Below are 25,729 nucleotides of genomic sequence, written 5' to 3'. Positions count from 1 at the left end.
TTGGGAATAGCTCCAACATGAACCTAAAAAAGCACCCCGAAGGGTGCTGGTGAGATGTTATTTCAGGCGCAGTTGCCTGTACTTGTCCTGTGCCCCACACCAGGCCGCCACCGTGTCCAGTGAATACAGCTTCCGCCAAATGGCGGGAGTCCCGTCTTTGCTGGCGGCATAACCCGGTTTGAACGGGTGAGCCTTGCAATAGGCCCACACGGCATGGACGAACCGCGTGCGGTCCATCACGACCTCCGTGCTCACGGTTCCCTGGAAAACGCGTACCTCCAAGGTTTCCTTGCGACGGGCATCCACCCTGAAATAGTGCCCGGGTTCGTCCAGGAGAGCCGCAAATGGACGCCGCAGCGCCAACGCCTGCTGTTGATTGTATTCCCCATCACGGCGTCCGGCCAGCTTCACGAGAGCATCCTGCTCCAGGAGGTTCCAGAAAATCAGGAACGCCCCTTCGGCGCCCAGGGACATCGACGGGCGCGCCACATGGACGTGCATCCCCGCATCCTCGTGGGTGGGATATACCCCACACCACTGGGCAAGATTTACAACTTCTTTTACAGATGTTTCCAATCTTGCTAAATGATGCGGCATGAACACCACCTCCACACTCACTTCTTCAGGGAGAGAACCATCTCCCTTGAGGTAGTATTTTTTTTCGTATCCCGGGAGTCGCACAAATTCCCGTAAAAACTCTTCCAGACCATCTTCGTCCGGAAAAACCATTTCCAGTTCAATCCCGACCGTTCCGGAATCCCCTTTCGCCAGGATACGGTTGAACACTGGCTTATAGTCATATTCATGAACCGTCATCTTCTACTCCTAAACACGAGGCAATATCGCCACGATACCCATTACCGGAGATGTCGAATTAACCTGGAGACAACACAAACCGGAAAGCAATCGATGGGTCCAGACGTTAAAAAACCCGGAGAACCCGGGTTTTCGCGTCTCTAATGGTACTTGTGGTACTTGCGCAATACGCGACACAGAAACTTCGCAGCATCCGCGCCATGTACCTTTCCGCAATAGGGCGAGACATATCCGCAAGCCCCATAATAAGGCCGCGAAATCACCGCCCCAATCCCTTCCAGCGCATGTAACGCTTCACGCACCCGTCGCACATCCAGACCCAGTTTCCCGGATATTTGTGACGGCGCATACGGCCTGGACGCCGTTAACAGAAAATCCAGTACTTTTTCTGCTCTTTCTGCATGTTTCACCATCGGAACACTCCTTATCCACACGACAAAAGCGTCGAATAAGGCGCTTACCGGAAAGTGGCGATTAGGGATGTTTCGTCTTCAAGGCCGTCCAAGGATACGCCCGGCATCCTCCACGGTATCGGCATATCCTGCAATGCATCCCCGTTTTCGCATGTTTTCCAGGAAGGACTCCTGATGTTTATCGGGAACTTCTCCCGGTCGTTTCACCTCTATTCCAACAAATATCGCTACCCGTTTCCCCACCATATCTGGCGTAACATCCACGGTTTTCCACCCCACGAGGTCGGGACTCCCCGGCGGAAGTCCATATCGAATCCTTATTCCGCTTCGTAAGGTGACGAAACCCACGGAATTACGAAAAAGACGTATGGCCCCTCTTGAAAAGGTATCCCGAATGTCCTGCTGGACATCCCTTTCATGCTGGCGGACCTTGCGGAATGATTTTCTCGACGCCGAACTACCCCGGAATGCTTTCTCGGGTTTACGTCGAATCGCATCCTTCCCGACTGTCGTTGTCATCTAATCGGATAACCACCGAACCCCATGGACTGATGGGGTGCCAAAACAGCCCGTTGATTGGGGGAAGTCAATTCGGCCAAAGTGTGCGATTTGTTGTCCATCAGCGGATGAATCCCCAGATGCTCAGCGGCCAACGCCAGCTCATCCGGATGCAGCTCCCGAAAGTGCAGAACCGCAAAACAGCGTCCCGGACGGGTCAGAGCCGTATCGATATGGTGAACCCCCTGCAAGTTGGTGGAGAAGATGATTTTCTTGTGTTTCACGGAAACCAACCCGTTGCCCATGGACAGGAACCGATGCATCACATCATTGCCGGATTCCCGGGGACGCAAGAAACTGTCCGCATCCTCCAGAACCAGAACCTGATTCGAACCCGATATGAAATCCGCGAAGAATCGGTCCCGTTCCAGAATCCTCGGGTCGAAACTCACCATGGAACTGCTTCGGGTATACTGCAACAATCCGCGAATGAAACTGGTCTTCCCAGTACCCGGCGGACCCATCAGCAACAGGATATTGGCCTCCGAATCCATGAACTCGTCATATAAAATTTCCGGGGGTTTCGGCAGAAACGGATACAATACGCCATCCGGAACCGGCCCGTCGGACAATGGCATCTTCAGCGGCACATCATCCAGGTCATGCAACCATTCCACCGCAGGCGGATGCGGCTGAAAACAGGCATTCCAGTCCGACCGGAACGATTGTATGGCCGCACGGGAACCCATGACCTGCACGGTAACGATTTTCTGGAACCCGGAATCCGAGACATCCACCGAAACGGACGATGACCATCCCCTGACCCGGTGCCCGAAATATCCGGCAGTGGACCCCCCGTCCGAGGTAATCTCCAGAAACACGTCACCCGGAGCAAACCAGGCCAGTGTCGTCCGGTTGTCCAGTTGCAGCAGGCTATAACCCGGCCTGGCCTCGAACCAGGATACCCAATCCGACGTGACCCCGGATTTCCAGCTTTCCCGACATACGATGTCCAGACGCTCCGTGAGGTACAGCACGGCATTGTTCCGCAGATAATCCAGTAATTCATCCACCCGGAGCGTGGATTTCCCGGACGGATTGTCGCTTATGTCGTAAAGTTCTCGAATATTCAATGAGATTCGCTCCAAGGTAATTCGATAGAGGCGGGCTTTCGATGTCCATACCGATGAATGAGCCGGGACAATCGGGCGTACAGTCTGGCCGCATTCGGATATTGGACCCCACGCTGTATCAGGGCTTCCACCCGGTATGCATCGGGATTCAACAATACAAACTCCGGAATCCGGTGCGACGGGAATTTCTGGTACCAGGCCACCGCCAGCAACCATTGATGCTTCACTTCCGGGCCATATGTCCACTTCCGGAGCTTCCTCAAGGAAGGTAAACCCGTCATGTAATCGGATAACCACGATTCCACTCCGGATACCGAGTTCAACGTGGCCCCCTTCTGATACCCCAGATAAAGATATTTCGCCGCCTTGTCGGCCACACGTTCCCCGGAAATGTCCTCCAGGGCATACCAGAAACGCACGGAAACCGCCGGGTCATTCGTCAGCGCCGGTAACACCGGAGCCATCCGGTACACGCCACCCGTGGCCGCCACATCCTTGCTCAAACCGGATACGTACCGGTCGAAATGACGACAGTGCGGACACTGAAAATTCACCAGCTCCACCACATCTACCGGAGCCGCCACGGCCAACAACGGGAAAAACATCCCGCCCAAAAGTAACCCTTTGCTCCACCAACTCAATTTGACACCCCCGGGTTGACTGTCGCTCCCCGATATCGAGCCAACGTTCTCGAACGGTAAGCCTGCGTCTCCTGTTTTGCTCTTTGCGCCTTTTTCCACGCCTCATACCGCTTTTCGAAAAACAACCGCCAACCAATGTATTCGCAACTGTAATGCAGCCTGTTCAGGGAAGATTGCGTCACGGCTTCCGCATGAGGGTCCACCTCCGCCGCTATGGACACCGCGACATTACCCGCCCAGTGAACAGGCTGACAGAAATGGTCGATGGCCCCCATGCCATCATCCGTTTTCAGCCCCAGCATCACATAACCTATGAAGATGATGCCCAGGATGATGAATACATAATCGAAAATCTTCACAGCCCGATTCCCGTGCAGCCGGAACGATTCCGACTAGTCCTCGAAATAGGATTCGGCTTCGGTAAGGAAATCCTGTTGCGCACTGATGACACCGCCCGTTTGACTTTCTTTCTCGATAACCGTGGCCAACCGGTTGATTTCCGCAGGCTTGCGGTCAAACCGCTCCGCCGCGGCCTTGACCGCCTCAGACAGTTCCGATTTCCTTTCCGCCAACTGTTCCCGCAAATCCAGAATATGGCTGATGGCGTCCCTGAGTGATTTATCCATGTGTTGTGTCCCCTTTCGATGGTTTGTTGGTTACCCCAATACGTCCCTGCACAGGATGCGATTTCACTGAACCCGACGTGTTGGCCCGGTTACCGGATACCGAAGCGGCCGCGGGAGACTTCCCGGCAACAGGCGCCCCGAAGTAATGCCGTTCCGCGGTGTACAGGAACAACGACATCTCCGCACGGATTCCGGTGTACGACAACGTGGTGATTCCACGCGCCGGGCTGTAGCGATACTCCGGATTGCGCGATGCCAACCCGGCAAAATCCACCGACACCACATTCGGATATTGCCCACCGGATTCCACCAGAAACCGACGCAACTGACGTTCCGCACTCCCCGAAGGGATGACATATACCGTACGATGCTTTCCGATGGCGGACAGCAAATGACGCAAGGCACCGTCCGAAAATGTGTCATTATCCGGAAAACTCACGACGACATTCCGTATGCGGCGGATGGACTTCCATGCGGAAATCTTCCGGTAAACCGCCCCATACTCCAGAAAGGAACGTCCCGCTCGCGCATCCACCACCGCATACGGAAAACGATGCTCCAGATAATGCCGCCAGTACACGTCCGTACCGCCACCCAGAAACAGCACATCCGGATGACTGTGCCGGTAAGTCAGCGCATAACTTCGGGTGAAACTCGCTTCCCGATACCCGGCGGATTTTCGTGCCAATGCTGGTTTCACCGCAGAACCATCCCCCCCGAAAAGCAGTTCCGCCCCGACAAACGGCGAAACCACCCGGGAAACCACCGGCACGGGATGCACCGGATGATGCACCACCAACACGCCCGTCAACCCTCTTGATGGTCGTCAATCCACCGGGACAACAGAATCTTGCTGTCCAACACCCTGCGCGGAATGTCCTCGCCCAAATCGTCCGCCAACGTCGTGGCAAACTTCACCTGCTTGTCAGTAGGCGGCACGGATTCCGCGTGCTGGTCGATGAAATCCCGGCAAGCGTCGAAACTTCCATCCACACTTTCCGGCAAATCCATGTCCAACGCATCCGCTATGCTCCGCGCATAGGACAGCATCTTGTCCGTGGGCGTACTGCGCTTCCCACCGTGGATGTCATTGTTTTCCGAATTCCGCGACGCACCGCGCCGGCTGTATCCACCCCGATTTTCTCGCATGCATGGCTCCATTTGTGATAGCATGATGTACACGGACCCATTCCGCGTACAGCATGATTACCGGAGTTGTAAAATTAGCGGGACCCGAAATACCACAAAACCGAAAAAACGAAAATAAGCCTTCTGAGCGAAAAAAATACCCCTGGTGGTAGGGTAGTACCACCCAGCACGACAAAATGGCTTCTAGCCCCCTTTACGGCCCGGGAATCGCCATGTTCATGCCAGACCCTCGATTGTATGGAATCCGAGGTAGCAAAAATCCAACCAACGAGGAAACGCCTCCAAAATCCAGAAAACGAAAACAAGCCGTTTTAAACGAAAAAATACCCAGAGTGGTAGGGTAGTACCACCCCCAACCAGAAAATGGATTCCAGCCCCCTTTACGGCCAGGGAATCGCCCTATTCAAACCAGACCCCGAATTGCCCGGAATCCGGAATATCGAAATCGAGGAATATGCGGGGCATCCCGAATGCGCATCCACGCGAATTCGAAATATCCGGTAAAGCGTGTGCCGAAGCGTTTCCAAGGCAAAATACATCGCCGGGGAAACGTCAGAATGCGTTCGTTCTTTACCAACACCCCCTGAATTTGGGTGAACACAGTAAAATCAAATACTTGTTCAACCATGTTCAACTTCGTTCAACCGCTGTAAAACAAAACAGCGTTTGCAAACAAACACATACACCCATATTTCAACTGTTCAACCTTTCCCCTACCCCCTGCGCGCTAGGTACGCGCGCGCACGCGCGTGTTATTATATATATAATAATACCAGTAACCTGATTTTCTGGATTCCTGTTTTTTTTGAAAACAAATAAATCCGATGGGTATATACCCTGAGAGTATATATGAAATATATACTCTCAGGGTAAGTCCGCACTGGTCAATTTTTTCGTTTTTCCATTTTTTCGAGAATTTCGGCGAATCGAATAAAGATATATGTAATATATCTTTATTACGCGCGTACGTGCGCGTGTTATATAGTATATATTATATACGAGTATACACGCGCACCTCACGCACATGGGGTAGTAAAAAGTTGAACAGTTGAACATTGATAGTAAGTGTAAGTTTTTATAATAGGAAATTTTCAGAGTGTAGTTGAACGAAGTTGAACACAGGTTGCACACGAATTTATCGTTATTTTAGAATGGATATAACGAATAACCCATTTGCTGTATTTCCGTGGATATAATGAAATCGTCTTTCCGGTAACGCCGTATTGTCACAGATATAACGTGGAATCACGCGGTTATATCCATGCGGAGATGACGGATAGGTTCTGCGGCGGCTTCCACTCCTTTTTTCGCGGTAGGGGCGGCGGGGCGAATCCGATTTTTCCGGTAAATGGGGAGTGTCGGATTCGTACGGGGATTGGGATTGGATTTACGGGATTATCAGCAAACGGCGCTGGATGTGGCGCGGGATTTTTATCAGGGCGGGTATCGTTCCGTGCTGTTGGTGGCTCCCACAGGTGCCGGGAAGACGTGGATTGCCGCGGCGGTGGTGCGCGGGGTGCTGGAGAAAGGGGGTACCGTGTTGATTCTGGCGCACCTTCGGGTGCTGGTGCAGCAGATGGTGGACAGTCTGCGCCAGCAGGGGGTTTCCGCGTCAGTGATGATGGGTGGGCAGCGGAACCTGTCCGGGGCGGTTATCGTAGGGACGCCGCACACGTGGAATCTATTGGCGGATACGGAACGTCCTGATGTGGATTTGTTGTTGGTGGACGAGGCGCACCACATCGACGAAGGGTTATATGCGGACGTGGTATCCCATTATGAACGGATTGGGACACGGGTTCTGGGCTTTACGGCGACTCCATTGAAATCCACGTTGCGGCATTTCAACGTGCATCATGTCGCCACGGACCCGTTGTCGTTGCTGGACAGGGGGGTGCTGTGCCCATCCCGGTACTATGTTCGGGATTTCTCCGATACGGAGCGGGATATTCGTAATCCGGTACGTTATGCGTCCGTTTTCGAGGAGTGGTGCAAGTTTTCGGCGGGGCGCCGGACCCTGGCTTTTTGCGATTCGGTGGCGGAATCCCGGCAGTTGGCGGCCCACTTCGTGGAACGGGGCATCCCTGCGCATCACGTGGATGCCCACACTCCGAAAGGGGAGCGTGAGTGGGTCAATACGGAACACGCCGCCGGGAGAATTCTGCTGGTTTCCAATGTGGGCATTTATCTGGAGGGGTTCGACAACCCCGCCATAGAAACCGTGTTGTTGCTGCGTAAGGTACCCGCCCAACATGCGCAGGACCAGGTTTTCCGGTATGTGCAGATGGTGGGTCGCGGCTTGCGCACTTACCCCGGGAAGGATATCTGTCACATCCTGGATTTCTGTGGGTATTACGCCACTTATGGCCGCGCCGAAGAATACATTCCCGATTTTTCCGAGGAAAGTCGGATGGAGAGGCTTGAAGGGTCTCGGTTCAAAACCTGTCCGGAATGTTTTGCCCGTGTTCCCAATGTATATTCGGCTTGCCCGGATTGCGGGTTTCCATTTCCCGTGGGTGCCAACACCCTGGAAGCGGAGAACGACATCGGACGCGTCGATGCCGTACTTTCCGAAGTATCCGAGGAAGAAACGCTGCGGAACAAAAGACGCATACAACAACTGCGCAAACAAGCGGCCATGGCCACCAGCTTTGAGCAAGTGCGACGCATCGGAGAACAACTGGGATATCGCCCCGGATGGGCCCATATTTACTGGAGAGCCAAAAACCAACGCAGACAACTTCGCAAGAGATAACGGAACATCACCGCTCGCCACACCCCGCTGAAATCCTGCCCCCGAAATAAAAATTTTCGGTAACTCCTTGCGTGTTCATCAAGGCCCGAACGGGCAAGGAGGTGCTGCGTGGTCAGCACATTGAAATATGCAGACAAATCAGTCTGCGCAAAGAAACTGGGTCGCGCCCGGGAAAATCGCACCCTGGGCGCGGAAATAGAAGTACTGCCGGCCTTGGGCTGGCTACAGGATGAGTTCGCGGAACGGCTTTCCGCGTGTGCGCCTCACCAGTTTCACGCCGGGGAGTTTGTCATCAAGGAAGATGGCTCTCTGGATGGGGTCGACGGATTCTATGACGACTTCGGGGACTATCAAGTTCTGAATGGATTGGAAATAGTGACCGGTGTCATGGCCCAAGAGTACGCGCAAGCGTATGATTGGGATACGTTCTTCCTGGAGTTATCCAAGGTCGTCTATCCGGTGGAGTTTTCGCCGGATGGAGACTCCCCGGATGTGGGTCTCCACATCCACGCCGATGTGTTATGGGGGTGTCCTGAGAGATATTCCCAAGTGGAGCGTCAGGAATACGGCGAGCAGTTGCGTTTGGCCTTGGGTTGCGTGGTGGATGGCATCGGCTGTTCATCCGGGAAACTGGACGGAGACCTTCGGTGGTTGGAACTCGTTCGTCTGTTTGGCCGGGTTTCGGAATACGCAAAGTCCTTGAATCCGGTGTCTCTGTATCATCAGGCGCCGAAATGGCGTCGGGAATTGCGTTATTGGGTCTCCCGATTGCGGACCTCGTGTTGGGATGCGCGGGAACGGTGGAAGAACCCTTCCGGGATGTACCAGGTTCCCTTCCGGGAACTGTCCGGGAAGGATATCCGGTGTCCGAACCGGGTTGACCGCGAAGGCCGATTCCGCGGCGACCGGTATTCCTTGGTGAATTTGACGGGTAACGATACCGTCGAGTTCCGCGGGTTTCTGACCCCGCGCAACGCTTCGCAATTGCGTTACGCGCTGGAACTGGTCACGGCCCTGATGGATTACGTGTCTGACTGGGTAATGAGTGGTTCCACAAAGGCCCCGTCCTGGACGGCATTCCTGTGTCGGGCACCCGAATTCAGCAACCGTGCTTATGCGGCCAACTGAACTCGGATTCAACCCCGCACGTATGTGCGGGTTTTTTTTTTGAATTCATTGTTAACGTGTTGATTTGGTCAACGTGTTAATTTTTGTTTTCCGGTAATAGGGGATGCGAAACAGGCAGCTTTTATTTTGGAGGAGCGGGAGTCGGCGCTGCCCCGGCCCGGGAATGGTTCTCGGGGTCTCGCGGAAAACAAACGATGGGAATCATGGGAAATTCAGGGGGTGGTTTGACGCGTCAGGTCATCAGCACGTTGGGGCAGAATGGGAATGATGTCATGGGGCCACGCGTGGTGGCCTGGAAGTACCCGGATGAGAGTGTCACGTCGGGTTCCCTGTTGACGGTGGAAAGCAACCATTTTGCGGTGTTGAAATCTCGGGGTGCGGTACTGGACGTGTATGAGACGGGTCAATATCCGATTATCACACCGGACAAGCCGCTGTTGGGAAACTTTGTGCAGGGGTTTTTTGGCGGGCAATCTCCCTGGCAGTACGAGGCGCTGTTCGTACAGCGTGCGAAACTGAAAGTGCAGAACACCGGCATCGCCACGAGTGCGGAGATGGCGGAGATGGTTTATCAGGTGGATTATTACATCCACACGGATACCAAGGATGATGCGTTGAAGCTGGTAACGCACATGCCCTTTGACGGTCAGGCTATCATGACGGACGAAGTGGCTGATTACGCCGGGCCCGTCATCGAGCAGTCCATCAACCAAATCGTACAGGTTACACCGATGGAGCAAATCAACGAGCACCTGCACGATATCGTGGAATTGTGCAAACAGCACTTGGGGGATTTCCTCAAGGTGTACGGGTTGCTTTTGAACGACCTCAAGGTATTGATTATGCCGCGTGACGAGCGGATGCGAGAATTGATTTCCCTGCGGGCATTCGGTTTGTCGGCACAGGATTCGGTACGCTATTACACAGCCCTGCGGATGGCTGAAAAGGGGTTGATTTCAGCACCGAACGCGGCGGTTGGTGCCCCATTCAACGTGGGTGGGGCGTTGGGCACCTGGAACGCCGGCAAGGCGGTGGATTTGCCGTAATGGGTGATTTACGCATAAAGGATATCCCCAATGCGATTGACGCTGCCGGCTCTGTCCGGCAGCTTGTGGAAAATCTGTTCTACGGGTGGGGATACAACGCCTATGATACCGCCAACCAGTTTCGTGCGGATGACCTGCTGATACGAAATGCGTTATCCGAATTCATGGGCCAGATTCGAGCGACGGTTCATCAGGAAGAAATGGATTTTCGACGCGAACATCTGCCGCCGCCGTCCCGGGAACATCCGTTTCCCGATAAGGCGGCCATCGCCACGGCTCAAGAACTGGAACGTATCCAAAAGCAGATAGAGTCTATCGAGTTGCGTTTGCGGACAGCTTCCGTTCCGGAAAATGACCGGGTCTGGCAACGTCATCGCAACGAGACAGATACCTTACATCAGTTGTTGGCAGCGGATATGGCCTTGGGTGAGGCGGTTATCGTATTGGCAAAAACCGTTTGCGATGGTGCCAATTCATCCGTTATTCATGATGGACTCGACTTTTCCCAGATTGAATCTGCCCTTACCCAGCGGGAATCTGTACTGTCCATCATTTCGATTAACCGTTCATAAAACCAGGGAGAAATATTTCAACCAGTTTGCGTGGGAATCCCCACCGTTCATGGCGGAGTTGTTGACGACGCTGCCCGAACGGTGAGAACGACGATTCCCGGGCCGTAAAGGGGGCTGGAATCCATTTTCTGGTTGGGGGTGGTACTTACCCTACCACCAGGGGTGTTTTTTCGCTCAGAGAGGCTTATTTTCGTTTCTAGACGAACCACGTGAATTATCTTTTTCCGGTAATTCCCTTGCGGCAATGTCGTCGTGTGTTTAATCGAGGGGATTATGATGACCAAGATAGTGAATCAGTATCACTCCGGAGCATCCAAAAATATCAAAATGGGGTTTACGGGTCCTCATTTTGGTATCGAATTGGAGTTGGTGGCCAATGCGGTTGATTTTTGTCTGGAAGAGATGGACGCTCCGGTGGTGGAAAAGTCTGGAGGTTATTTCGAAGACGTTTTTCTTTCTGGTTTTGCGAACTATTTGGAGGGTGTTTTTAATCAGCACGGCTTTCCGGAGAACTGTTATCTCTTCGAGAAGGATGGGAGTCTTATTTCCCATGAATCTTACGAAGACTGCGGTACTGAAAATGGTATCGAAGTGATTTTCCAGCCGATGAATCTGAATGTTATTCTGGCTCTGGACTGGGTGGGGCTTTTTGACACTCTTCGCAGCAAGAAATGGATGCTACTTGGCAATCGTCGTGCGGGGTTGCATATTCATCTTGGTCGGTATGCCTTATCCAACACGTCTTACAATAATCTGAGGGCGTTATGGATAGATGCCCTGTACATGCCGGAAGACTTTCGTTTGAAGATGTTCGGACGGAAAAGCAATGCTTACTGCTCAGGGCTTGACTGTAAGTTGGAATATTCCCCGTATGACTTGGGGGACGATAATTATGATGAGGATGACGTATATGCTTTTGACCACTTCGACTATCCGAGGGATGCGGTTGTTTCCGTTCCGAATGGATATTCGTATTTTGACGAGATTGTGAGAACTTCTCGTTATGTCCCCCTTAATCTTACCAGGGAAGACACCATCGAGTCCCGTATGTTTGCTTCTCCAACAATGGGTGGGCAGATACTGCGGGCAGTGGACTATGTCAAGAAGCTTTATGCCGACGACGTTCTGGAATCCCTGCATCTGCCGGAAAATTATTCCCAAAAGGAATTCTATGCGACCCTGCAAAAGTACACATTGCTCGGGCGACATGGATGGTGCGATAATTAGTGATTAGTTTTTAATCTTGACCCGCTTCGGCGGGTTTTTATTGGCCAAAAAAGAAACCCGGACATTGTCCGGGTAATATATACAATCCACATTACCTGAGCTTCCCCAATTGGCGTCGCTTCACCACTCTTTGAACCGTTATGCGCTTATAGACGAGCACTGCGGCGCGGTTTACTGATATTTTGGCATTAGACGTTGATTACAGACACTTGTAGTCCCGCATCTTCTGCACTTTCTATCATATGTTTCGTACCACGAGATTTACCATTCCAGAACGCAATGAGATGCGTGGCGTACCAGGCCATTTCAAGATTGCGATAAATACCTGCACGTTTTCCGAATACATCCCATTCCGCCGGATACTCGACAACATCTATTCCGTTTTCGATTGCCCAGTCCGTCCCGATTGAGTCCGCTCCCTTGGCGGTTCCGGAAACAATTTCGACTCCAACGGTGTCTATCAGTCTCTTGAGTTTAAAGTCCAACTCATCGAAGATGGCCGATTCATCTTGGTAGTTTCGTGAGCCTGCTACGATGACGCGTGCTTTTCCGTGTTCCGGGTATAGATGTTCCATCCAGTTCCCGGGTAGGATACAATTCATAGGGGCTTCACGGAACAATGGAGCCATATCCGCATCATTGTAACCGGCTAATCCGCAACCCACACGAGTGACCTGGAACAAGGTGTCCGGATTGTTTTCTGCAACCCGGAAGAAATTCTCGATGTGTTCTTCGATATCCACGATACTGAGGATTTCGTATGGAGTACGTTTTGTGGGCAGGGCATAACTGTTCCCATACCAACCGGAGCCATGATGACGTCTCGCACCCATGAATTCAACCGCGAACCTTGCGGCACCTGCACCGTGTATACCTTTCAGGTTAGACCCGAAAACGAATACACAATTATGATACCCATTTCCTCTTGTTACACTTCCCATAATTCTCTCCCGTTTTGTTCATCGACACACAGGGTATTTACCGGAAGAATAGGATTAGGGTCGGAATCGGACCCGGAGTAGTGGGTGCCGCACTCGGGGTTGTTGACGTTTTAATACTTAGGACGAGTGCGCGTTTTTCCATATTGTGACGACCTCGTTTTTGATGAGGATGTTACTTTACGCTTTTTGGTGCCCGTAGCCTTGGTATTCGGGTTATTCCCCACTGGACGGCGTTTCGGCGCGGCCTGTCTCACACTACCAGGAGTTTCTGGAAGTGTGAACGGTTTTATACTTTCCGCGTCCCGTTGGGATTCCGCGTAGATGGGGCGGACGATATCCAGATACCCGGATTTCCCGTCAGCTACCTTGTCCAGCAGTTCTTCCATGTTCGCGGTATACTCCACCTTGGAGAACCGTGTATTTTCCAGAGCCTGGTACACGCTGGACCCTACTGGAGTTATAGCCAGCGTCTTGTTCCGCAGTTGAACGTAATGTCGGAAGTACAGTGTGGACAGGATACTGGAAAAGGTGGATGGCCGACCGATTCCCAATCGCTCCAGTTCCGCCAGGAATGTCGCTTCGGTGAACCTGGGTTTGGGTTTCGTTTCCAGGTCGTTGACGTTTGAATCCACCACATCGCATTCCTGTCCGTTCGAGACGTCGTTCAGTTCTGCTTTATCCGGGGTTCCCGTGAATTCTGTGTATCCCTTGTTCACCGTCTGGTAACCTGTTGCCCGATATTCGAAGGTTCTCTTGTCGGGTCCGGTTTCGGTTCCTTCGAAAACCGTTTTCGAGACTCTTTCGACGAGCGGGGCCAATTGGCAAATCAATGTCCGTTCATGAATCAACTGTATACCCGCCGTACGTCTCCGGACAAGTTGGCCGCCTCGTCGAACATGTTGGTCGGGCGAATAGCCTCGTGGGCTTCCTGGGCATTGCGGTTTCTGGTGTGAAAGAGGTTCGGCTTGTCCGGCAACGGAAGATTTCTTCTCTCCGCATATTCGCGAATATTTTGAACGGCTTCTTCAGCCAGATTGGTCGAATCCGTCCGCATGTAGGTAATCTTGCCGGTTTCGAACAACCCTTGGGCAATACGCATGGCCACATCTGGAGACAGGTTCAGCTTGGTGGAACAGGCTTGCTGGAATGTGGATGTGGTAAACGGAGCCGGAGGCATGGTGGATTTATTTTGAATGGTTTGCGACTTGACAACGACCACCGCTGGACTTGCTGCGGCTTCCGCCAGAGCCTTGTCGAGAACGTATTCCTCACCTCGTGGAATCCAGGGTGTTCGGTTCCACTCAGCTTCAGCAGGGTGTGCGTTGCCCGTATCAACCAGCAGGGTTGCGGAGTAGTGGTGCGTGGTGGTGTGCGCACGAATCTCTTTTTCTCTGCGGTAGAGAATACCGAGAGCGGGGCTTTGTGTACGGCCTGCGGACAGTCGTCCGTTCCCGGCACGGCACAGCGCCGGTGATACCGTGTAACCAATGATTCTGTCGGCTACCCGTCGGGCCTCTTGTGCCGCGACCAGATGCATGTCAATGGCTCTGGGATTGGCGATGGCTCGACGCACGGCGGTTTCCGTAATCTCGGTATAGGTGATGCGTTTGATTTTGCTCTTTGGAATACGTAGTGCATCCTGAATGTGCCAGGCAATGGCCTCTCCCTCCCTGTCCGGGTCCGATGCCAGGTAAACCACGTCCGCCTGTTGTATGGCCTTGCGTATTCCGGAAAGCACACTCTTGCCCTTTTCGGTGGGCTGGTATTCCGGGATGAAGTCAGGCGGGGTGACGCCCATGTTGGAAACCGGCAAGTCACGGACATGCCCCATGGACGCCATGACCTTGTATTCGCGTCCCAGGAAATGACTTAATTCCCGCGCCTTGGTGGGGGACTCGACAATGATGAGTTTAGTCATGGGTTGCTCCATAATGATGTGGCGAAAAAGTAAATCGGGGTACCATCAGGGATTTTCCGCATCGGGGACAAACCGGCGGCATTGCGATGGACGGCACGCTGAACGTGCAACCGCATTTCGGACAGATATAGTCTTGCAATCCGTCGTCCGTATCCGGACTCGGCAGTTCACGGATGTCTTCGTCGAATGCCCGTGATGTTCTGGGGATTACCTGTTGTGTCAAAGTCGAGTACTCCGATGATTTTGGGAACTACGTCCCATTCCGGGATGTAGTCCCCCATGTTTACTGAAAATCGCAAATTGCCGAATCGGTTATGTTTGTCAGCGTGATAGTGGCGACGAATAACATACGTGTATTCGAGATGGTTGCCTTTTTGGAAAGCGAGCCCGGACAGGAATGCGTTCCTGTTTATCTTCAGAATGGTTCTATATATGGAACCATATTCAGAGAGAGTGATGTTCACCAGTCGAGAGAAGATGCGACGCTGTTCGGGGGCGCCGAGGGATTCTGGTAGAATTAGTTTAATTTTGAATTTGTCAAAAGAGCTGATTCCGTCCAGATAATGACGGGTGATTCCGGTGAGGTTGATGGGCAGCTCCAGCTTCAAGGGGTTCTCCAGTGTGTGTGTTTCTGTTGGAGAGGTTACTGGATGGGTGAAATTCGCGGGGATTTTGTGGGGGTATCTCCCCTTGATTATGATTACTCCAAGACCCCCTGGTCTCAGGAATCCATTCTGCGCGGGAAACTCGTGGTTATTGCGGCCCGCTTTTATAAGTCATTCGTGCTTCCCTCGCCAGAGCGGGCCGCTGAATTCCAGTAAAAAATGGTTCCGGTTTCGGGGGTTTCCGCCCCCGTACCCTGCGTTTTCCATGACGTCGCGTGGGATGATTTCGTGGATTGTCGGCCAGTCGAAAATCGACAGTACCGGGTTTGACGTGGGTATCCTTGTGGGATGTAACCCGCAAATATCCGATATGGGAACCCCGACATTTTCCGTTTTTGCGTCCGATATTTTCCGAACGGCAACGGATACGGATTGATGTTATTTGCTGTCGAAGAATCCTCGCTGATTGGGTGCGACAGAATGCGTTTCCCTGGCGTTATCGGACAGTTTGCGAGACATTGCGCAAAGTGATTGCATCTTCCATATATACCGAAAAAACAATGGGGCATATGCCGGTTTGTCGTTGTTTCGTGGGGTTCCATTCAACGGAATTCTTGATACGCGGCTCCCCGGCTATTCTGGTGTTGTGGGCCTCTGGCGAGGCCGTGGAGCCGCGATGAACCCGCAATGATAGGTACGTATTTACGGGGATTCCTGCCCCGTATCTTATGTTTCCCCGGTAATTCGGATGCCCGCCCGCGGCTTTCGTATCTCGCGATATCGAGAGGTGTCTCGCGTCCGATTCCTGTGAATGCATGGGGCAGGGCGGCCCACGGCCATCCTGGTACTGCTGGGCCTCTGGTGAGGCCGTGGAGCCGCCCTATCCCTCGAAAGAATGTTTCCACATTGCCCGAATTTTCCACCCCGTATTCTGAGTTTTTCCATCCTCATCCTTGGAATTCCGGCTTGTTGGGATGCGACCATGCGCGGTATACGCAGGAATATTCTGGCCCATTTTTTGGGGAACCTTTGGGGAGCGGCTACCGGGCCACCCTTGCATGGCGTGTTGCCCGTGAAGCCCGGTAGCCGCCATAAACCGGTATTGTGGGGAACCCCTATCCGTTTTTCCCGCCCCCGTACCCTGCGTTTTCCATGACGTCGCGTGGGATGATTTTACGGGTAAATCGCTATCTGGTTGCTGTAATTTTCGGTGTTGTTTTCCTTGGCCGATGGATATGATTTTTGTTTCCTTTTTACCGTGACATGAAAAAACCCGCCTGAGGGTGGCGGGTTGGTGTTGGTTATACTTCTGGGGATATCAAGGATTTCAGATGGAACGTTTCCCGTACCATTCTTGCCACATCGTGTACCTTTAGGCGGTTATGTTCACCGGCAGCAGAGAGTAAACCGTCACTGTTTATGAACACATACGCAGGAATGATTTCGTCCAGATACGCGTCGTTCAGAACTTCGTTCAGGCAACCTATAGGTTGTCGCAATGAAGCCACTTCGATACACAAGTCAACGATGTTATCCATATCAGCCTCCTGAAAACTCGGGGTAAAAGCACCCGCTATAATTACTGGAATTCCTCAGTTGGCGTGGTAACCGGCAGGAATCGGGGGACATTATTCCTGTCCGTATTGTTGTTCATGCCTCGGGTACTGGTTCCCTTAGCGGCGGCACGGCTCATCTGGTGTTGTGGGCCTCTGGCGAGGCCGTGTCCGCCGCGTGACACGGGAGAGCATGTTCCGCGAGATTGCGGGTTTCCGCCCCCCGTACCGCTTCTGATAGAGTGTGGGATATCCCTGTCATTTTCCTCTTTCGGTACAGGCTGCATCCATGAGGGTCGCTTGGTTATGTCGAATGCTTTTTTCCAGTTTCAATCGGTTTACGTGGGCCATTATTTTGTAAAAGTCGTATTGGGTAATAATCTCCCCAGAGACGTTTGCGTCCCGAACGTATTGTGCGACATCCGGGTATTTCTTGACCATATCGACCAGGACTGGCATGTCTTGGTCGCTAATGGGTTTCCGGTCACTGATTCCATCGAGTATAAAAAATAATATAAGAACGGGTAGTCCCAGTGCGCCAAGTAGGGAAGTTATGGCTAAAAACACCAGCCAACCTGATGGGTGTTGGAGGTGCCATGGAACTAGATATAATACCGACGACGAAGCCAGAAACAACCCTATAAAAAGGAGTAAACGACCAATATTTTCCCGGAATTGGGCTTTTTTGTGGTATACCAACATGACTATAATTTCCTCTGTTTGGCCGTAGTTTCAGTAATAGGGATAATTACCGGAAACGTCAGATTAGGGATTCTCTGGAGATACTCTTGGTGGAAAGTGACCCTGCCAATGAGTTATTCGGAAATTTCCTCTGCATTCCGGATAGTCGTGGGGTGCAGCAAGCAGATTCTTCCGGATTCGTACTGGACACGAAGGAAATTTTTTCGGGATTCGACTTCTGTGCGGGATGCTGGGACTCGCCGGTTTTCAGCCATAGACAGGGCTTTTCCGTAAGGTTCATGGGGAAGAATTCTGCAAATGCGGATTTCTCCGGGTATTGATTCTCCGAACGGGGATACCCAGTCCTTGGTGAAAATGCGATAGGTTTTTCCGATGACGAAAGATGAAATGTCCATATTACTGGTTACCGGAAACGCTGAATTGGGGGGTCCTGGGTGGGATTCCTGGTGGGAAGGGACCCGAATAAATCCCGGACAGGGTTGTTCCCGGTTTTGCGCGTTTCCCGCCCCCGTACCTTGCTGTTTCTGTGTGGGTGTCATGCCGAAATGGCATATGCCCGGTGCGATGGATGTCCTTGGAGAGGCGGGTTCTGTGCGTCGGTTTTTTGCGGTGGTGTTTCCCGATGGTTGGTTAACTTCGGTGCCCAAGTCAAAGTCGAAGGCCATGGGAAACACGATAGATTTATATCTGAAATTTGTGCGGAAAACAAGGGGCCTGCGTCGAAGTTGGGGACGAGTGGATGCCACGGCCCCGACAGAAGTAAGGAACTATCCACCGCTTCACCATCCGTATCCGGGACAGGCGCATCAGAGCAATCTTAGCTTGTGAAAAATGGCGGTGTCCCGTTGGAATTTTTCGATATTTCTTTTTCGAATGCTTTCCTTGTCGTGCTCATGCAATACGTAGGAAACGATTCGGCAGATATCACCATCCTGGATAAGTTTGCCCCTGGATTCCACATCCAGCAGATACGATTTTATGGCGGGATAGTCACTCGATAATACCACCAGCGTGGTTTCGACATCTTCGTTCGAATATCCGAGTGACTCCAGTGAGTCCAGTTTCAGTGGTGGTTGGCCTAAAGCCAAACCTGGGGCAAAATCGTCGAAATAGCCGAACAGGATACCAAAAATGGTCAACTACCCCGGGCTGAAGCCCGGAGCTTGCAAGGCAGTACGCAGGCTGGGTTGACTAGGGAGCACGGGCGGTAACATGAAGCTCTGTCCGAGGTCGCCTGGTTATCGCACTCGGAGGCGTTTGGAAACCCGTTGTATGGGTTTCGGGCGATGGGTGTGGACTGGTTGGTGGCACCGCACGGCAAGGTTCTCCGAATAATTTCCGGAAAGCCGGTATTGTTATATCCTGGGCAGTTTTCCGTATTGGAACGTGCAGTGGTATTGGCTTTTTCCGGGAATGACTCTGCATTGCGGCGTGTCGAATCCTACGATGGCTTTTTTCATGAGAAACGCATATCCCCACTGGACACTTGGTATCGTATGGCGTTCGTCAAAAAGGTGAAGCATCATATTCCTCGACGGGTATCGAACCTACATTTCGCGGGAAATATCCTGGCCGGGTTGCGAAATGGGCTGTTTCGGGAACCTGGTTTGAAGCCGCAGACTGCTGGAAAATGAGGCGTTGTCAGAGGGTTATCTGGAATGTCAGGGCGTTTTCCCGGCGTACCGATTCGCTGGGGTATCCGTAAGGGTTGCTGACGAATCGGGTATCGTAAAGGGTGGTATCCACGGGGTCGTGGGCATGTCCGAACATCCAGAGTGTGATGTCGTTATCCTGTATGATGTCCGCCAGATTGGATGCGAACGCGGATGTTATCGGACTGCTTTGCCATCGGGGATGTTCCAGTTCGAACAAGGGTACGTGATGGGTTATCACTACGGTTTTGCCATCGAAGGGTTTTTTTAGTTCCCGTTTCAGCCAGGCTTTCGACAAGAGAAATTCCCGGTGGGTATCTTCCGGAACCAGCCTACGTGTATCTTTCGAACCGGGTGAATCCGCTTTCGAAATATAGTGGTAGTCGTTCAGACATTTTCGGATTTCGCTTCTTTTCGGTTTGGGGATACGTGACCATAGTGTGGTTCCCAGCCAACGTATTCCATCAAGAATGTGGGTATGGCGTTCCAGTGGGTACACATTTCTCCCAAGTTCCTTGAGTTTCAGGAAACTCGCATGGCAGTCGTACGGGAACAGTCCGCCGTAATATTCATGGTTGCCCAGGATGATGAATATGGGCAATCGGGGATGGGTGTCAACAATGGGTTTCAGCCATTGGAACATCAATCTTCCCGGAGAGTAGAGGTCCCCGGCAAGCACGAGACAGTCGGAATCCGGGAGGACATTTTCCGGGTGAAAAATCACTCTGTTGGAATATTGATGGATATCGGAAATGAGTTGGATTTTTGTGGACATGATATCTCCGCGTGGTGTGTGCATCTCTTACCGAAAGGGTAAATTTCGTATTTCCGGTAAATGAATTTTACACGTTTTCAGGGGTAGGGCGGGATGATTCTGGAGCCGCAAAGGGTTCAGCCGGGTTGGGCCAAACGGTGGTGGAAGCAGGGCCTCGCGTTGTATGCGAGGAATCCGATTTTTCCGATGGCTTATCTGGTGGTGTTGGGCTTGTCATCGGAGATGTTCACGAAATGTGGCATTCCGATGATGTTTTTCATGATGGTTTTCTGTTTGGCTGTGGGGTATGTGGGGCTGAAAGTCATCGATGAATACGGGTCACCTTTCCATACGGGGTTTTATCATTTGTTGTGGGTTTCCGGAAAGGATATTTTTGGAATGTTGAAAGGGGCCCTGATTTTTTCTTTGGCTATGGTGGTCATTTCCTTTCTTCTGAATGAGGTCGGATGGTTCAGGATATTGGGAAATCTGGGGGTGAAATCCGGTGCGTCGCAGTCCACACCGTATGTTCTTCCGGTTTGGGAAAATCGGCTGTATGACGGATTACTCTGTGCGACACTTTATCTGACAATATTCGACAATCTGTTGTTCGCCGTGTATGCCGCATTGCTCATCGGATATGATTACGCCTTGAATCATATCATGGGAAAGCTGGCTTTTTCGCGAAATGTGCGGATATTTGGTTTTCTGTATTTCGGGAGTTTCGTGCTGTTGGGCATAACCATGCTGCTGTATGGTTTGGATAATGCGTGGATGTATTGGCTGGGTTTATTGATAGTGTGTGGTCTCTTGTTGGCCTGGTTGATGGTGGGATATCTCGCGTCACGCGAAATCTTTGAGGGGCGTTTGGAAAATCAACGCCAGGAGTCTTCTGCAAAACAGCAGCAACCGGAAGTGTTTCCGACTGGTATCTAAGCTGGAACTCGTTCGTATATTGACCATTTTGGAGCATTCATGACCTATTTACGTTTAATCATATGGTTACTGCTGATGGGTTGGCTGATGTGGAATATTCATATTCTGGATTTCGACAGGCTGCGTGCGTTGTTTTTGCGCGAGGCGCCCGCTCCGGACAATTATCCGGAACGCTGGGCGATGGAGTGGTATCGGGCGACGTTTGCGCCGGATTGTGGTATTCCCGGGTTGTCTCGTATGCTTTCCTGGTTGGGCTGGACTTCCTGGTTGTCGTTGTTGACGTGGGCGGGATTGGAAACATTATCCGTTGTTGGTGGCGTATCCAACGTCTGGTGGGATGTGGGAGCCATGGGGGTGGTGGTGATTTCCACCACCTTGTTGCTCATTCTGCTCGGGATAGAAGCATTGTTACGGCATCTGAAAAGGGTTCCCCGGGACGTGCGTGTTCGTCGAGAGCAGTGGTTGCAGGCGCATCCGGTTCCGCAAGGTTTTCAGAGTCCCGCCGCGGGAGAACTTCCCATATGGTTCTGGTTGGACAGTGATATTTCTCGGGGTTGGATGCAGGTGTTGTTTTTCTTCGGAAGTTTTGTCATCACCTTGCTGGCGGTTTTTTGTGGATATCATGTCATGAATCCGGAGCTGGTGTCATGGTCAAAAATCTGGGGAGCGTTCTTTTGTTGGGTTCTCGTATGCATGTGGTTTCCCGTAATCCTTTCAGTTTGGTTGTCCCATCTGGACTGGACATATCGTCCCCGTGAAATCATTCTGACGTGGGCGGCCATCCAAGTAAATCGAATTTAAAAAACCGGCGCGAGGCCGGGATTTCCAGTATTTGTGCTTTAAATGTACTCATGTCGTTTCCTTGGAACCCAGGGCATTAGTTATTTTTTAGGCAGTGCCGCGAACATCTGGCGTTGTTTGGACTGTTTTTTCTGCGCTTCCGTCATCGCATGCACGTGTTTGTTGATGAGATACGCATCATACACGGTTATCGGGCGTCCCTGTGACTCGATATCCAACAGATATCGAGTCACTTCCGAATACTGTCTGGCTTGACGCATGAGCAGTTTTATAGCTGCCTCATTTTCTAACGGGGCATAGGGTTTGCCCCACTTATCCCACGCGGCATCCGAACGGATGATTGCTGCGAGAACAATGCTGAAACACAGGATGAATGCACCAACGAAGCCTTTCACGCAGTCCGGCGGGTTGAACACGAATAAGCTGGTGAAACCGAGTACCGCCATGAAGATGAGCATATATAATTCCATGGGGCCGTCGAAACTGGTCCAGTAACGATGTGGTTTGTATTTGGGTAACATGTGAGTGACATTCTCCGTTGTTGTGATTAACCGTTTATCGGAAATCCTGAATTGGGCGGGATTCCCGGTTGGCGGCCCCGGCCATCCCGGTAAAAATGGCCTCTGGCGAGGCCGGGTCCGCGTGAACTCCCGATAAGATGGTTCCCGGTTATTCCGGTTTCCCGCCCCCGTAAGGGATAAAAACCCCTGCACATAGCGGGTTGAACTCATTAAATGGGTTCGTGGTTGCGGTGGTAATGTGGGTCGTATTTTAATATGGTTTATCTAATCCTGATGGAGTTGTTTGAAAATGTGTGTTTGTTTGCACAGAATATCATGCTGCTTTCGTACGTCTTCCACGTGTTTCAAGATAATGTGGGCATCGTATATGGTAATATAATTTCCACTGGTTTCCGTGTCATTCATATATTGAGCCACATCGGGGTATTCTCGGGAATATTCCACTAATTGGTTCATGATGTCGGTGTCAACGAGTACGTCACAAGGGTTACCTGGAACACTCAGTGCTTCCGTGGATAGTACCGCACCGATAGCTAAGAACATCGTGAGGACAGAGAACGCCAGCATGATGGACACGAATGCATCCCATCCCGGTGCCGTTATCTGGGTGAGCACCACAGAACAGGATATTATCGAAAAGATGGTAATGTACATTTCCATGGGGCCTTCGAAACTGGTCCAGTAACGATGTGGTCTGTATTTTGGTAGCATGGAATTCCTTTCCTCTATATATGGATACACCCTATTACCGGAAGCGTACAATTGGTTTCGACGCTGCTTGGATTTCCGGTGGTTACAACACAAAATTGCGGGTTTCGGTAATAAAGGGATATGCGTTTATGCATCGCGGAGGATTGTAAAATGACCAAAAAATTGCGGTTATTGGTTGTAAAACTGGCTTGTTGGCTTTGCTTGCCTGAAGAAATCTGGGTGGGTAAGACTGTTGGCGTATACACGCAAAAAGTGTTTATCCAATTCGGGAAATTGGATGCCCGTGGTATTTTACAGGGCCTCAACCGGTTTGCGCGGGAATCCCCGCCGTTCAGGGCGGGGAGGGATAGCGCCACCGCTATGCGGCAATTCCTCTTCACAACTACTAAACAATAGTGTATAATTGTGAACATGGAATCGTTACCATCCACCCAATCGCTGACGTGCAAACTGAAGCTGCTACTGACCCAAGAACAGGCGGAAGCGGTGCGTTGTACGGCGTTGGCTTACCGGAGCGCACTGAACCACGCATCCGCAGTGGCTTTTGCCCATGGCAAGATGTCGCAAGGGATGAAACTGCAAACGCTGGTTTACCAGGATTTGCGGGAAAAATTCGGGCTGCCCTCCCAAATGGCCTGCAATGCACCGCGCCAGGTGGCGGCGTCGTACAAAACCCTTTGGGAACGGGCGAAGTCCAATGCCACCCATAAGGCCCAGGGTTGGACCAAAAGGCGTTACCGAGGATTGGATAAGGCACCGAAGTTCACCGCCATGACCGTGACGCTGAACCACCGCCGGGACTGGTCTCTGGGCAAGGAACACACCGTGAGTATTGGCACCTTGCAGGGTCGGGTCCGATGTCGGTACGAAGGCTGGAGCCGTCACCTGGATTGGCTGGAGCACACCGCAGAACAAGGGATTACGTTGGGTGCAGCCAAGCTCTGGCAAGACCCGGTAAGCAAGGTGTGGTATCTGCTGGTCGCCATCGAAAAGGCGCTGGACACGCAAGCGATGGATAACATCACGACGGTCAAGGGAGTGGACCTGAATCGCAGGAATATCGCGGTGGAATCCAACACTCGGGGAAAATGTCGTTTTTATCATGGTGGACACGAGAAGCATTTGGCGGAACGTGCCGCCAGTACACGGAGTGCGCTGCAAGCAAAGGGCACTCGCGGAGCCAAAGCGGTTTTACGGAAACTGGCACTGCGAGAAAGACGGCTGAATGCGGATACGGCGCACTGTGTGAGTAAGGCCATTGCGGAGCCACGCGCGATGGTCGGGATGGAGTGGCTGAAGGACATCCGTGACCGGACGGAACGGCGGCATTCGAAAAAATCGTCTCCGAAACGGCGCAAAGCCAACCGTAAAGTCAGCAGTTGGAGCTTTGCGGAGGTGCAGGCCAAAACCGCGTACAAAACCCGCCTGGCGGGTGGCGTACCGATTTGGGTGGATGCGGATTACACGAGCCGGGGCTGTCCGGTTTGCGGGCATGTCGGCCCGGAGAATCGGCCGAACAAAGGCTTGTTGTTCGTGTGTGCGCAATGCGGTCATACCCTCCATGCCGATTTAGTGGCAGCCAGAAACATCAGTATGCGAACGCTCCTTATCCGGCAAGACTGGGTGAGGACGGGGCGATTGTCAGCCGCCCCTGAAGCATCAGGCGATGAAGCCAAAGCCGCACGCCTGCAAAGGTATGCGGAACTGCGGTGGAGCCTGGATGCAAGCTCCGGCCTTTAGGCCGGGGTTGTTGACCGCTCAGGATAGACGCGATGTGGCTTTTTTACGAGCGCATGGGGTGCGGGTGCGTTTGTTGCCCGTGAAGCCTATTTACCTCCACGCAAAACTCATTTGTTCTCAAAGACTTGCGTATATAGGAAGCGAAAATCTGGACCGGACCAGCCTAGAGGTCAATCGGGAATTGGGGCTGCTGTTGAATGGTTCGGACGTGACCAAATTGCAGGCGCAGTTTAACCGAGACTGGAGGAGGGCCCATTCCTGATTATCCAGTCAACGCGTTCTGCGTGTAGCAACACGCAACAGAATTGTTGTCGTCTTATTGTCACAAAAAAGCCCGGATGATATCCGGGCAACATACTACGACGAATCGAAGCTCTCGGCATGCACACATCCAGACTGCCGAAGTCCTGGTGTTCCCCTGTGTGCAAGGGCGCCGCTTCCGATTTCCCCGTGGCGTCGGGGGGAGATGAGGCCCGGAAGTGCCCATGAAACTTTCAAAGGGTCGCTACCCTTTCCATAAGCTATTAAGGGACAATTTCGATTTTTGTCCAAAACGATTTTTGCAGAAAATGTGGATAACATATATAACTTATTGAGTTGACTTGTTAACTTTTTTACAAGAAAACCCCGCCATATAAGCGGGGGCAGGTTTTAATGGTTGCGCCATCGGCGCTGTGGTATGTCTTTCAGCCAATACCAATGGCTATTGTCAGCTACTCTGAGACACTCGGGTAACTCAGGTTCATCCAGGTGTTCCAGAATTGATTCCGGCAGATGAAGTACATAATCACCGTCGGAATAGCCGTGGGTTACTACGGTATCATTTTCGATAGTCATACATTTCTCCTGATGAACACACGACGGAAGTGTCGCGTAAACCTTTACTGGATA

At 52.0% G+C, this 25,729-nt stretch carries 29 protein-coding genes and 2 pseudogenes; 12 read left to right on the top strand and 19 right to left on the bottom strand.

Going from position 1 to position 25,729, the window contains the following annotated elements:
- Positions 1-57: 57 nt before the first annotated feature.
- The 9 genes from ACJU26_RS08930 to ACJU26_RS08890 all read right to left on the bottom strand — a co-directional run bounded on the left by ACJU26_RS08930 (position 58) and on the right by ACJU26_RS08890 (position 5,276).
- A complete protein-coding gene (locus ACJU26_RS08930) occupies positions 58-816 on the bottom strand; it encodes a hypothetical protein (protein ID WP_414039341.1) in 759 nt (252 codons plus the stop codon).
- Between the two features lie 140 nt (positions 817-956).
- The gene (locus ACJU26_RS08925; RefSeq protein WP_414039340.1) at positions 957-1,229 is read right to left on the bottom strand and encodes a hypothetical protein; all 273 of its coding nucleotides are present in this window, start codon (positions 1,227-1,229) and stop codon (positions 957-959) included.
- Positions 1,230-1,307: 78 nt separating this feature from the next.
- Positions 1,308-1,748: a VRR-NUC domain-containing protein gene (locus ACJU26_RS08920; protein ID WP_414039339.1), complete on the bottom strand. Its 441-nt coding sequence runs from the start codon at positions 1,746-1,748 to the stop codon at positions 1,308-1,310.
- Positions 1,745-2,860: an ATP-binding protein gene (locus tag ACJU26_RS08915; RefSeq protein WP_414039338.1), complete on the bottom strand. Its 1,116-nt coding sequence runs from the start codon at positions 2,858-2,860 to the stop codon at positions 1,745-1,747. The genes ACJU26_RS08920 and ACJU26_RS08915 overlap by 4 nt, the downstream gene beginning before the upstream one ends.
- The gene (locus ACJU26_RS08910) at positions 2,857-3,501 is read right to left on the bottom strand and encodes a thioredoxin domain-containing protein (protein ID WP_414039337.1); all 645 of its coding nucleotides are present in this window, start codon (positions 3,499-3,501) and stop codon (positions 2,857-2,859) included. Before ACJU26_RS08910 ends, ACJU26_RS08915 begins: the two co-directional genes overlap by 4 nt.
- Entirely contained in the window at positions 3,498-3,860 is a 363-nt protein-coding gene (locus ACJU26_RS08905) for a hypothetical protein (RefSeq protein ID WP_414039336.1), read from the bottom strand. The genes ACJU26_RS08910 and ACJU26_RS08905 overlap by 4 nt, the downstream gene beginning before the upstream one ends.
- 33 nt (positions 3,861-3,893) lie before the next feature.
- The gene (locus ACJU26_RS08900) at positions 3,894-4,127 is read right to left on the bottom strand and encodes a hypothetical protein (protein WP_414039335.1); all 234 of its coding nucleotides are present in this window, start codon (positions 4,125-4,127) and stop codon (positions 3,894-3,896) included.
- Entirely contained in the window at positions 4,120-4,938 is an 819-nt protein-coding gene (locus tag ACJU26_RS08895; protein ID WP_414039334.1) for a hypothetical protein, read from the bottom strand. Before ACJU26_RS08895 ends, ACJU26_RS08900 begins: the two co-directional genes overlap by 8 nt.
- The gene (locus ACJU26_RS08890) at positions 4,935-5,276 is read right to left on the bottom strand and encodes a hypothetical protein (protein ID WP_414039333.1); all 342 of its coding nucleotides are present in this window, start codon (positions 5,274-5,276) and stop codon (positions 4,935-4,937) included. The genes ACJU26_RS08895 and ACJU26_RS08890 overlap by 4 nt, the downstream gene beginning before the upstream one ends.
- A gap of 1,381 nt (positions 5,277-6,657) precedes the next feature.
- Here ACJU26_RS08890 and ACJU26_RS08885 point away from each other — a divergent pair.
- The 5 genes from ACJU26_RS08885 to ACJU26_RS08865 all read left to right on the top strand — a co-directional run bounded on the left by ACJU26_RS08885 (position 6,658) and on the right by ACJU26_RS08865 (position 12,004).
- Entirely contained in the window at positions 6,658-8,031 is a 1,374-nt protein-coding gene (locus tag ACJU26_RS08885; protein WP_414039332.1) for a DEAD/DEAH box helicase, read from the top strand.
- A 108-nt stretch (positions 8,032-8,139) separates the two neighbouring features.
- Positions 8,140-9,159 (top strand): hypothetical protein, encoded by a 1,020-nt coding sequence (locus tag ACJU26_RS08880; RefSeq protein ID WP_414039331.1) that lies wholly within the window; start codon positions 8,140-8,142, stop codon positions 9,157-9,159.
- Positions 9,160-9,362: 203 nt separating this feature from the next.
- On the top strand, positions 9,363-10,205 hold the full coding sequence (locus ACJU26_RS08875; RefSeq protein WP_414039330.1) for an SPFH domain-containing protein: 843 nt from the start codon (positions 9,363-9,365) through the stop codon (positions 10,203-10,205).
- Positions 10,205-10,777, top strand: coding sequence for a hypothetical protein (locus ACJU26_RS08870; protein WP_414039329.1), 573 nt, complete (start codon positions 10,205-10,207; stop codon positions 10,775-10,777). The genes ACJU26_RS08875 and ACJU26_RS08870 overlap by 1 nt, the downstream gene beginning before the upstream one ends.
- 273 nt (positions 10,778-11,050) lie before the next feature.
- Positions 11,051-12,004, top strand: coding sequence for an amidoligase family protein (locus ACJU26_RS08865; RefSeq protein ID WP_414039328.1), 954 nt, complete (start codon positions 11,051-11,053; stop codon positions 12,002-12,004).
- Between the two features lie 188 nt (positions 12,005-12,192).
- On the opposite strand, the gene ACJU26_RS08860 is transcribed toward ACJU26_RS08865, so the two are convergent.
- The 3 genes and pseudogenes from ACJU26_RS08860 to ACJU26_RS08850 all read right to left on the bottom strand — a co-directional run bounded on the left by ACJU26_RS08860 (position 12,193) and on the right by ACJU26_RS08850 (position 15,471).
- Positions 12,193-12,945, bottom strand: coding sequence for an SLOG family protein (locus ACJU26_RS08860; protein ID WP_414039327.1), 753 nt, complete (start codon positions 12,943-12,945; stop codon positions 12,193-12,195).
- Positions 12,946-13,055: 110 nt separating this feature from the next.
- Positions 13,056-14,863 (bottom strand): annotated as a pseudogene (gene topA, locus ACJU26_RS08855) (type I DNA topoisomerase).
- Positions 14,864-15,030: 167 nt separating this feature from the next.
- Positions 15,031-15,471, bottom strand: coding sequence for a hypothetical protein (locus ACJU26_RS08850; RefSeq protein WP_414039326.1), 441 nt, complete (start codon positions 15,469-15,471; stop codon positions 15,031-15,033).
- A 42-nt stretch (positions 15,472-15,513) separates the two neighbouring features.
- Between ACJU26_RS08850 and ACJU26_RS08845 the strand changes: the two genes are divergently transcribed.
- Positions 15,514-15,684, top strand: a complete 171-nt coding sequence (locus ACJU26_RS08845; protein WP_414039325.1) for a hypothetical protein — start codon at positions 15,514-15,516, stop codon at positions 15,682-15,684.
- Between the two features lie 766 nt (positions 15,685-16,450).
- A complete protein-coding gene (locus ACJU26_RS08840) occupies positions 16,451-16,624 on the top strand; it encodes a hypothetical protein (protein ID WP_414039324.1) in 174 nt (57 codons plus the stop codon).
- Positions 16,625-16,769: 145 nt separating this feature from the next.
- Here ACJU26_RS08840 and ACJU26_RS08835 read toward each other — a convergent pair whose 3' ends face one another.
- The 4 genes from ACJU26_RS08835 to ACJU26_RS08820 form a co-directional block, all read right to left on the bottom strand.
- Positions 16,770-17,006 carry a hypothetical protein gene (locus ACJU26_RS08835; protein ID WP_414039323.1) on the bottom strand — a complete coding sequence of 79 codons (237 nt, stop codon included), beginning with the start codon at positions 17,004-17,006 and terminating at the stop codon, positions 16,770-16,772.
- Positions 17,007-17,279: 273 nt separating this feature from the next.
- On the bottom strand, positions 17,280-17,723 hold the full coding sequence (locus tag ACJU26_RS08830) for a hypothetical protein (RefSeq protein WP_414039322.1): 444 nt from the start codon (positions 17,721-17,723) through the stop codon (positions 17,280-17,282).
- Between the two features lie 806 nt (positions 17,724-18,529).
- Positions 18,530-18,862 (bottom strand): hypothetical protein, encoded by a 333-nt coding sequence (locus tag ACJU26_RS08825; RefSeq protein WP_414039321.1) that lies wholly within the window; start codon positions 18,860-18,862, stop codon positions 18,530-18,532.
- Positions 18,863-19,364: 502 nt separating this feature from the next.
- Positions 19,365-20,150 (bottom strand): metallophosphoesterase, encoded by a 786-nt coding sequence (locus ACJU26_RS08820; RefSeq protein ID WP_414039320.1) that lies wholly within the window; start codon positions 20,148-20,150, stop codon positions 19,365-19,367.
- A 93-nt stretch (positions 20,151-20,243) separates the two neighbouring features.
- On the opposite strand from ACJU26_RS08820, the gene ACJU26_RS08815 reads away from it, so the two are divergent.
- Positions 20,244-21,065 (top strand): hypothetical protein, encoded by an 822-nt coding sequence (locus ACJU26_RS08815; RefSeq protein ID WP_414039319.1) that lies wholly within the window; start codon positions 20,244-20,246, stop codon positions 21,063-21,065.
- 39 nt (positions 21,066-21,104) lie between these two features.
- Positions 21,105-21,866 (top strand): hypothetical protein, encoded by a 762-nt coding sequence (locus ACJU26_RS08810; protein ID WP_414039318.1) that lies wholly within the window; start codon positions 21,105-21,107, stop codon positions 21,864-21,866.
- 80 nt (positions 21,867-21,946) lie between these two features.
- Here ACJU26_RS08810 and ACJU26_RS08805 read toward each other — a convergent pair whose 3' ends face one another.
- Entirely contained in the window at positions 21,947-22,324 is a 378-nt protein-coding gene (locus ACJU26_RS08805) for a hypothetical protein (protein ID WP_414039317.1), read from the bottom strand.
- A 327-nt stretch (positions 22,325-22,651) separates the two neighbouring features.
- On the bottom strand, positions 22,652-22,963 hold the full coding sequence (locus ACJU26_RS08800) for a hypothetical protein (RefSeq protein ID WP_414039316.1): 312 nt from the start codon (positions 22,961-22,963) through the stop codon (positions 22,652-22,654).
- Positions 22,964-23,248: 285 nt separating this feature from the next.
- Between ACJU26_RS08800 and ACJU26_RS08795 the strand changes: the two genes are divergently transcribed.
- The 3 genes and pseudogenes from ACJU26_RS08795 to ACJU26_RS08785 form a co-directional block, all read left to right on the top strand.
- The gene (locus ACJU26_RS08795; RefSeq protein WP_414039315.1) at positions 23,249-23,494 is read left to right on the top strand and encodes a hypothetical protein; all 246 of its coding nucleotides are present in this window, start codon (positions 23,249-23,251) and stop codon (positions 23,492-23,494) included.
- 15 nt (positions 23,495-23,509) lie between these two features.
- Positions 23,510-24,838 carry an RNA-guided endonuclease InsQ/TnpB family protein gene (locus ACJU26_RS08790; protein ID WP_414039314.1) on the top strand — a complete coding sequence of 443 codons (1,329 nt, stop codon included), beginning with the start codon at positions 23,510-23,512 and terminating at the stop codon, positions 24,836-24,838.
- A gap of 16 nt (positions 24,839-24,854) precedes the next feature.
- Positions 24,855-25,100 (top strand): annotated as a pseudogene (locus tag ACJU26_RS08785) (phospholipase D-like domain-containing protein); the annotation flags it as partial.
- Positions 25,101-25,489: 389 nt separating this feature from the next.
- Here the strand turns inward: ACJU26_RS08785 and ACJU26_RS08780 are convergent.
- The gene (locus tag ACJU26_RS08780; protein ID WP_414039313.1) at positions 25,490-25,675 is read right to left on the bottom strand and encodes a hypothetical protein; all 186 of its coding nucleotides are present in this window, start codon (positions 25,673-25,675) and stop codon (positions 25,490-25,492) included.
- Between the last annotated feature and the right edge of the window lie 54 nt (positions 25,676-25,729).

The organism is Acidithiobacillus sp. M4-SHS-6, from assembly GCF_047421495.1.
Lineage (GTDB): Bacteria > Pseudomonadota > Gammaproteobacteria > Acidithiobacillales > Acidithiobacillaceae > Acidithiobacillus.
Note: the sequence above shows the minus strand (reverse complement) of the source record. Positions and strands in the feature narration are given on the sequence as shown.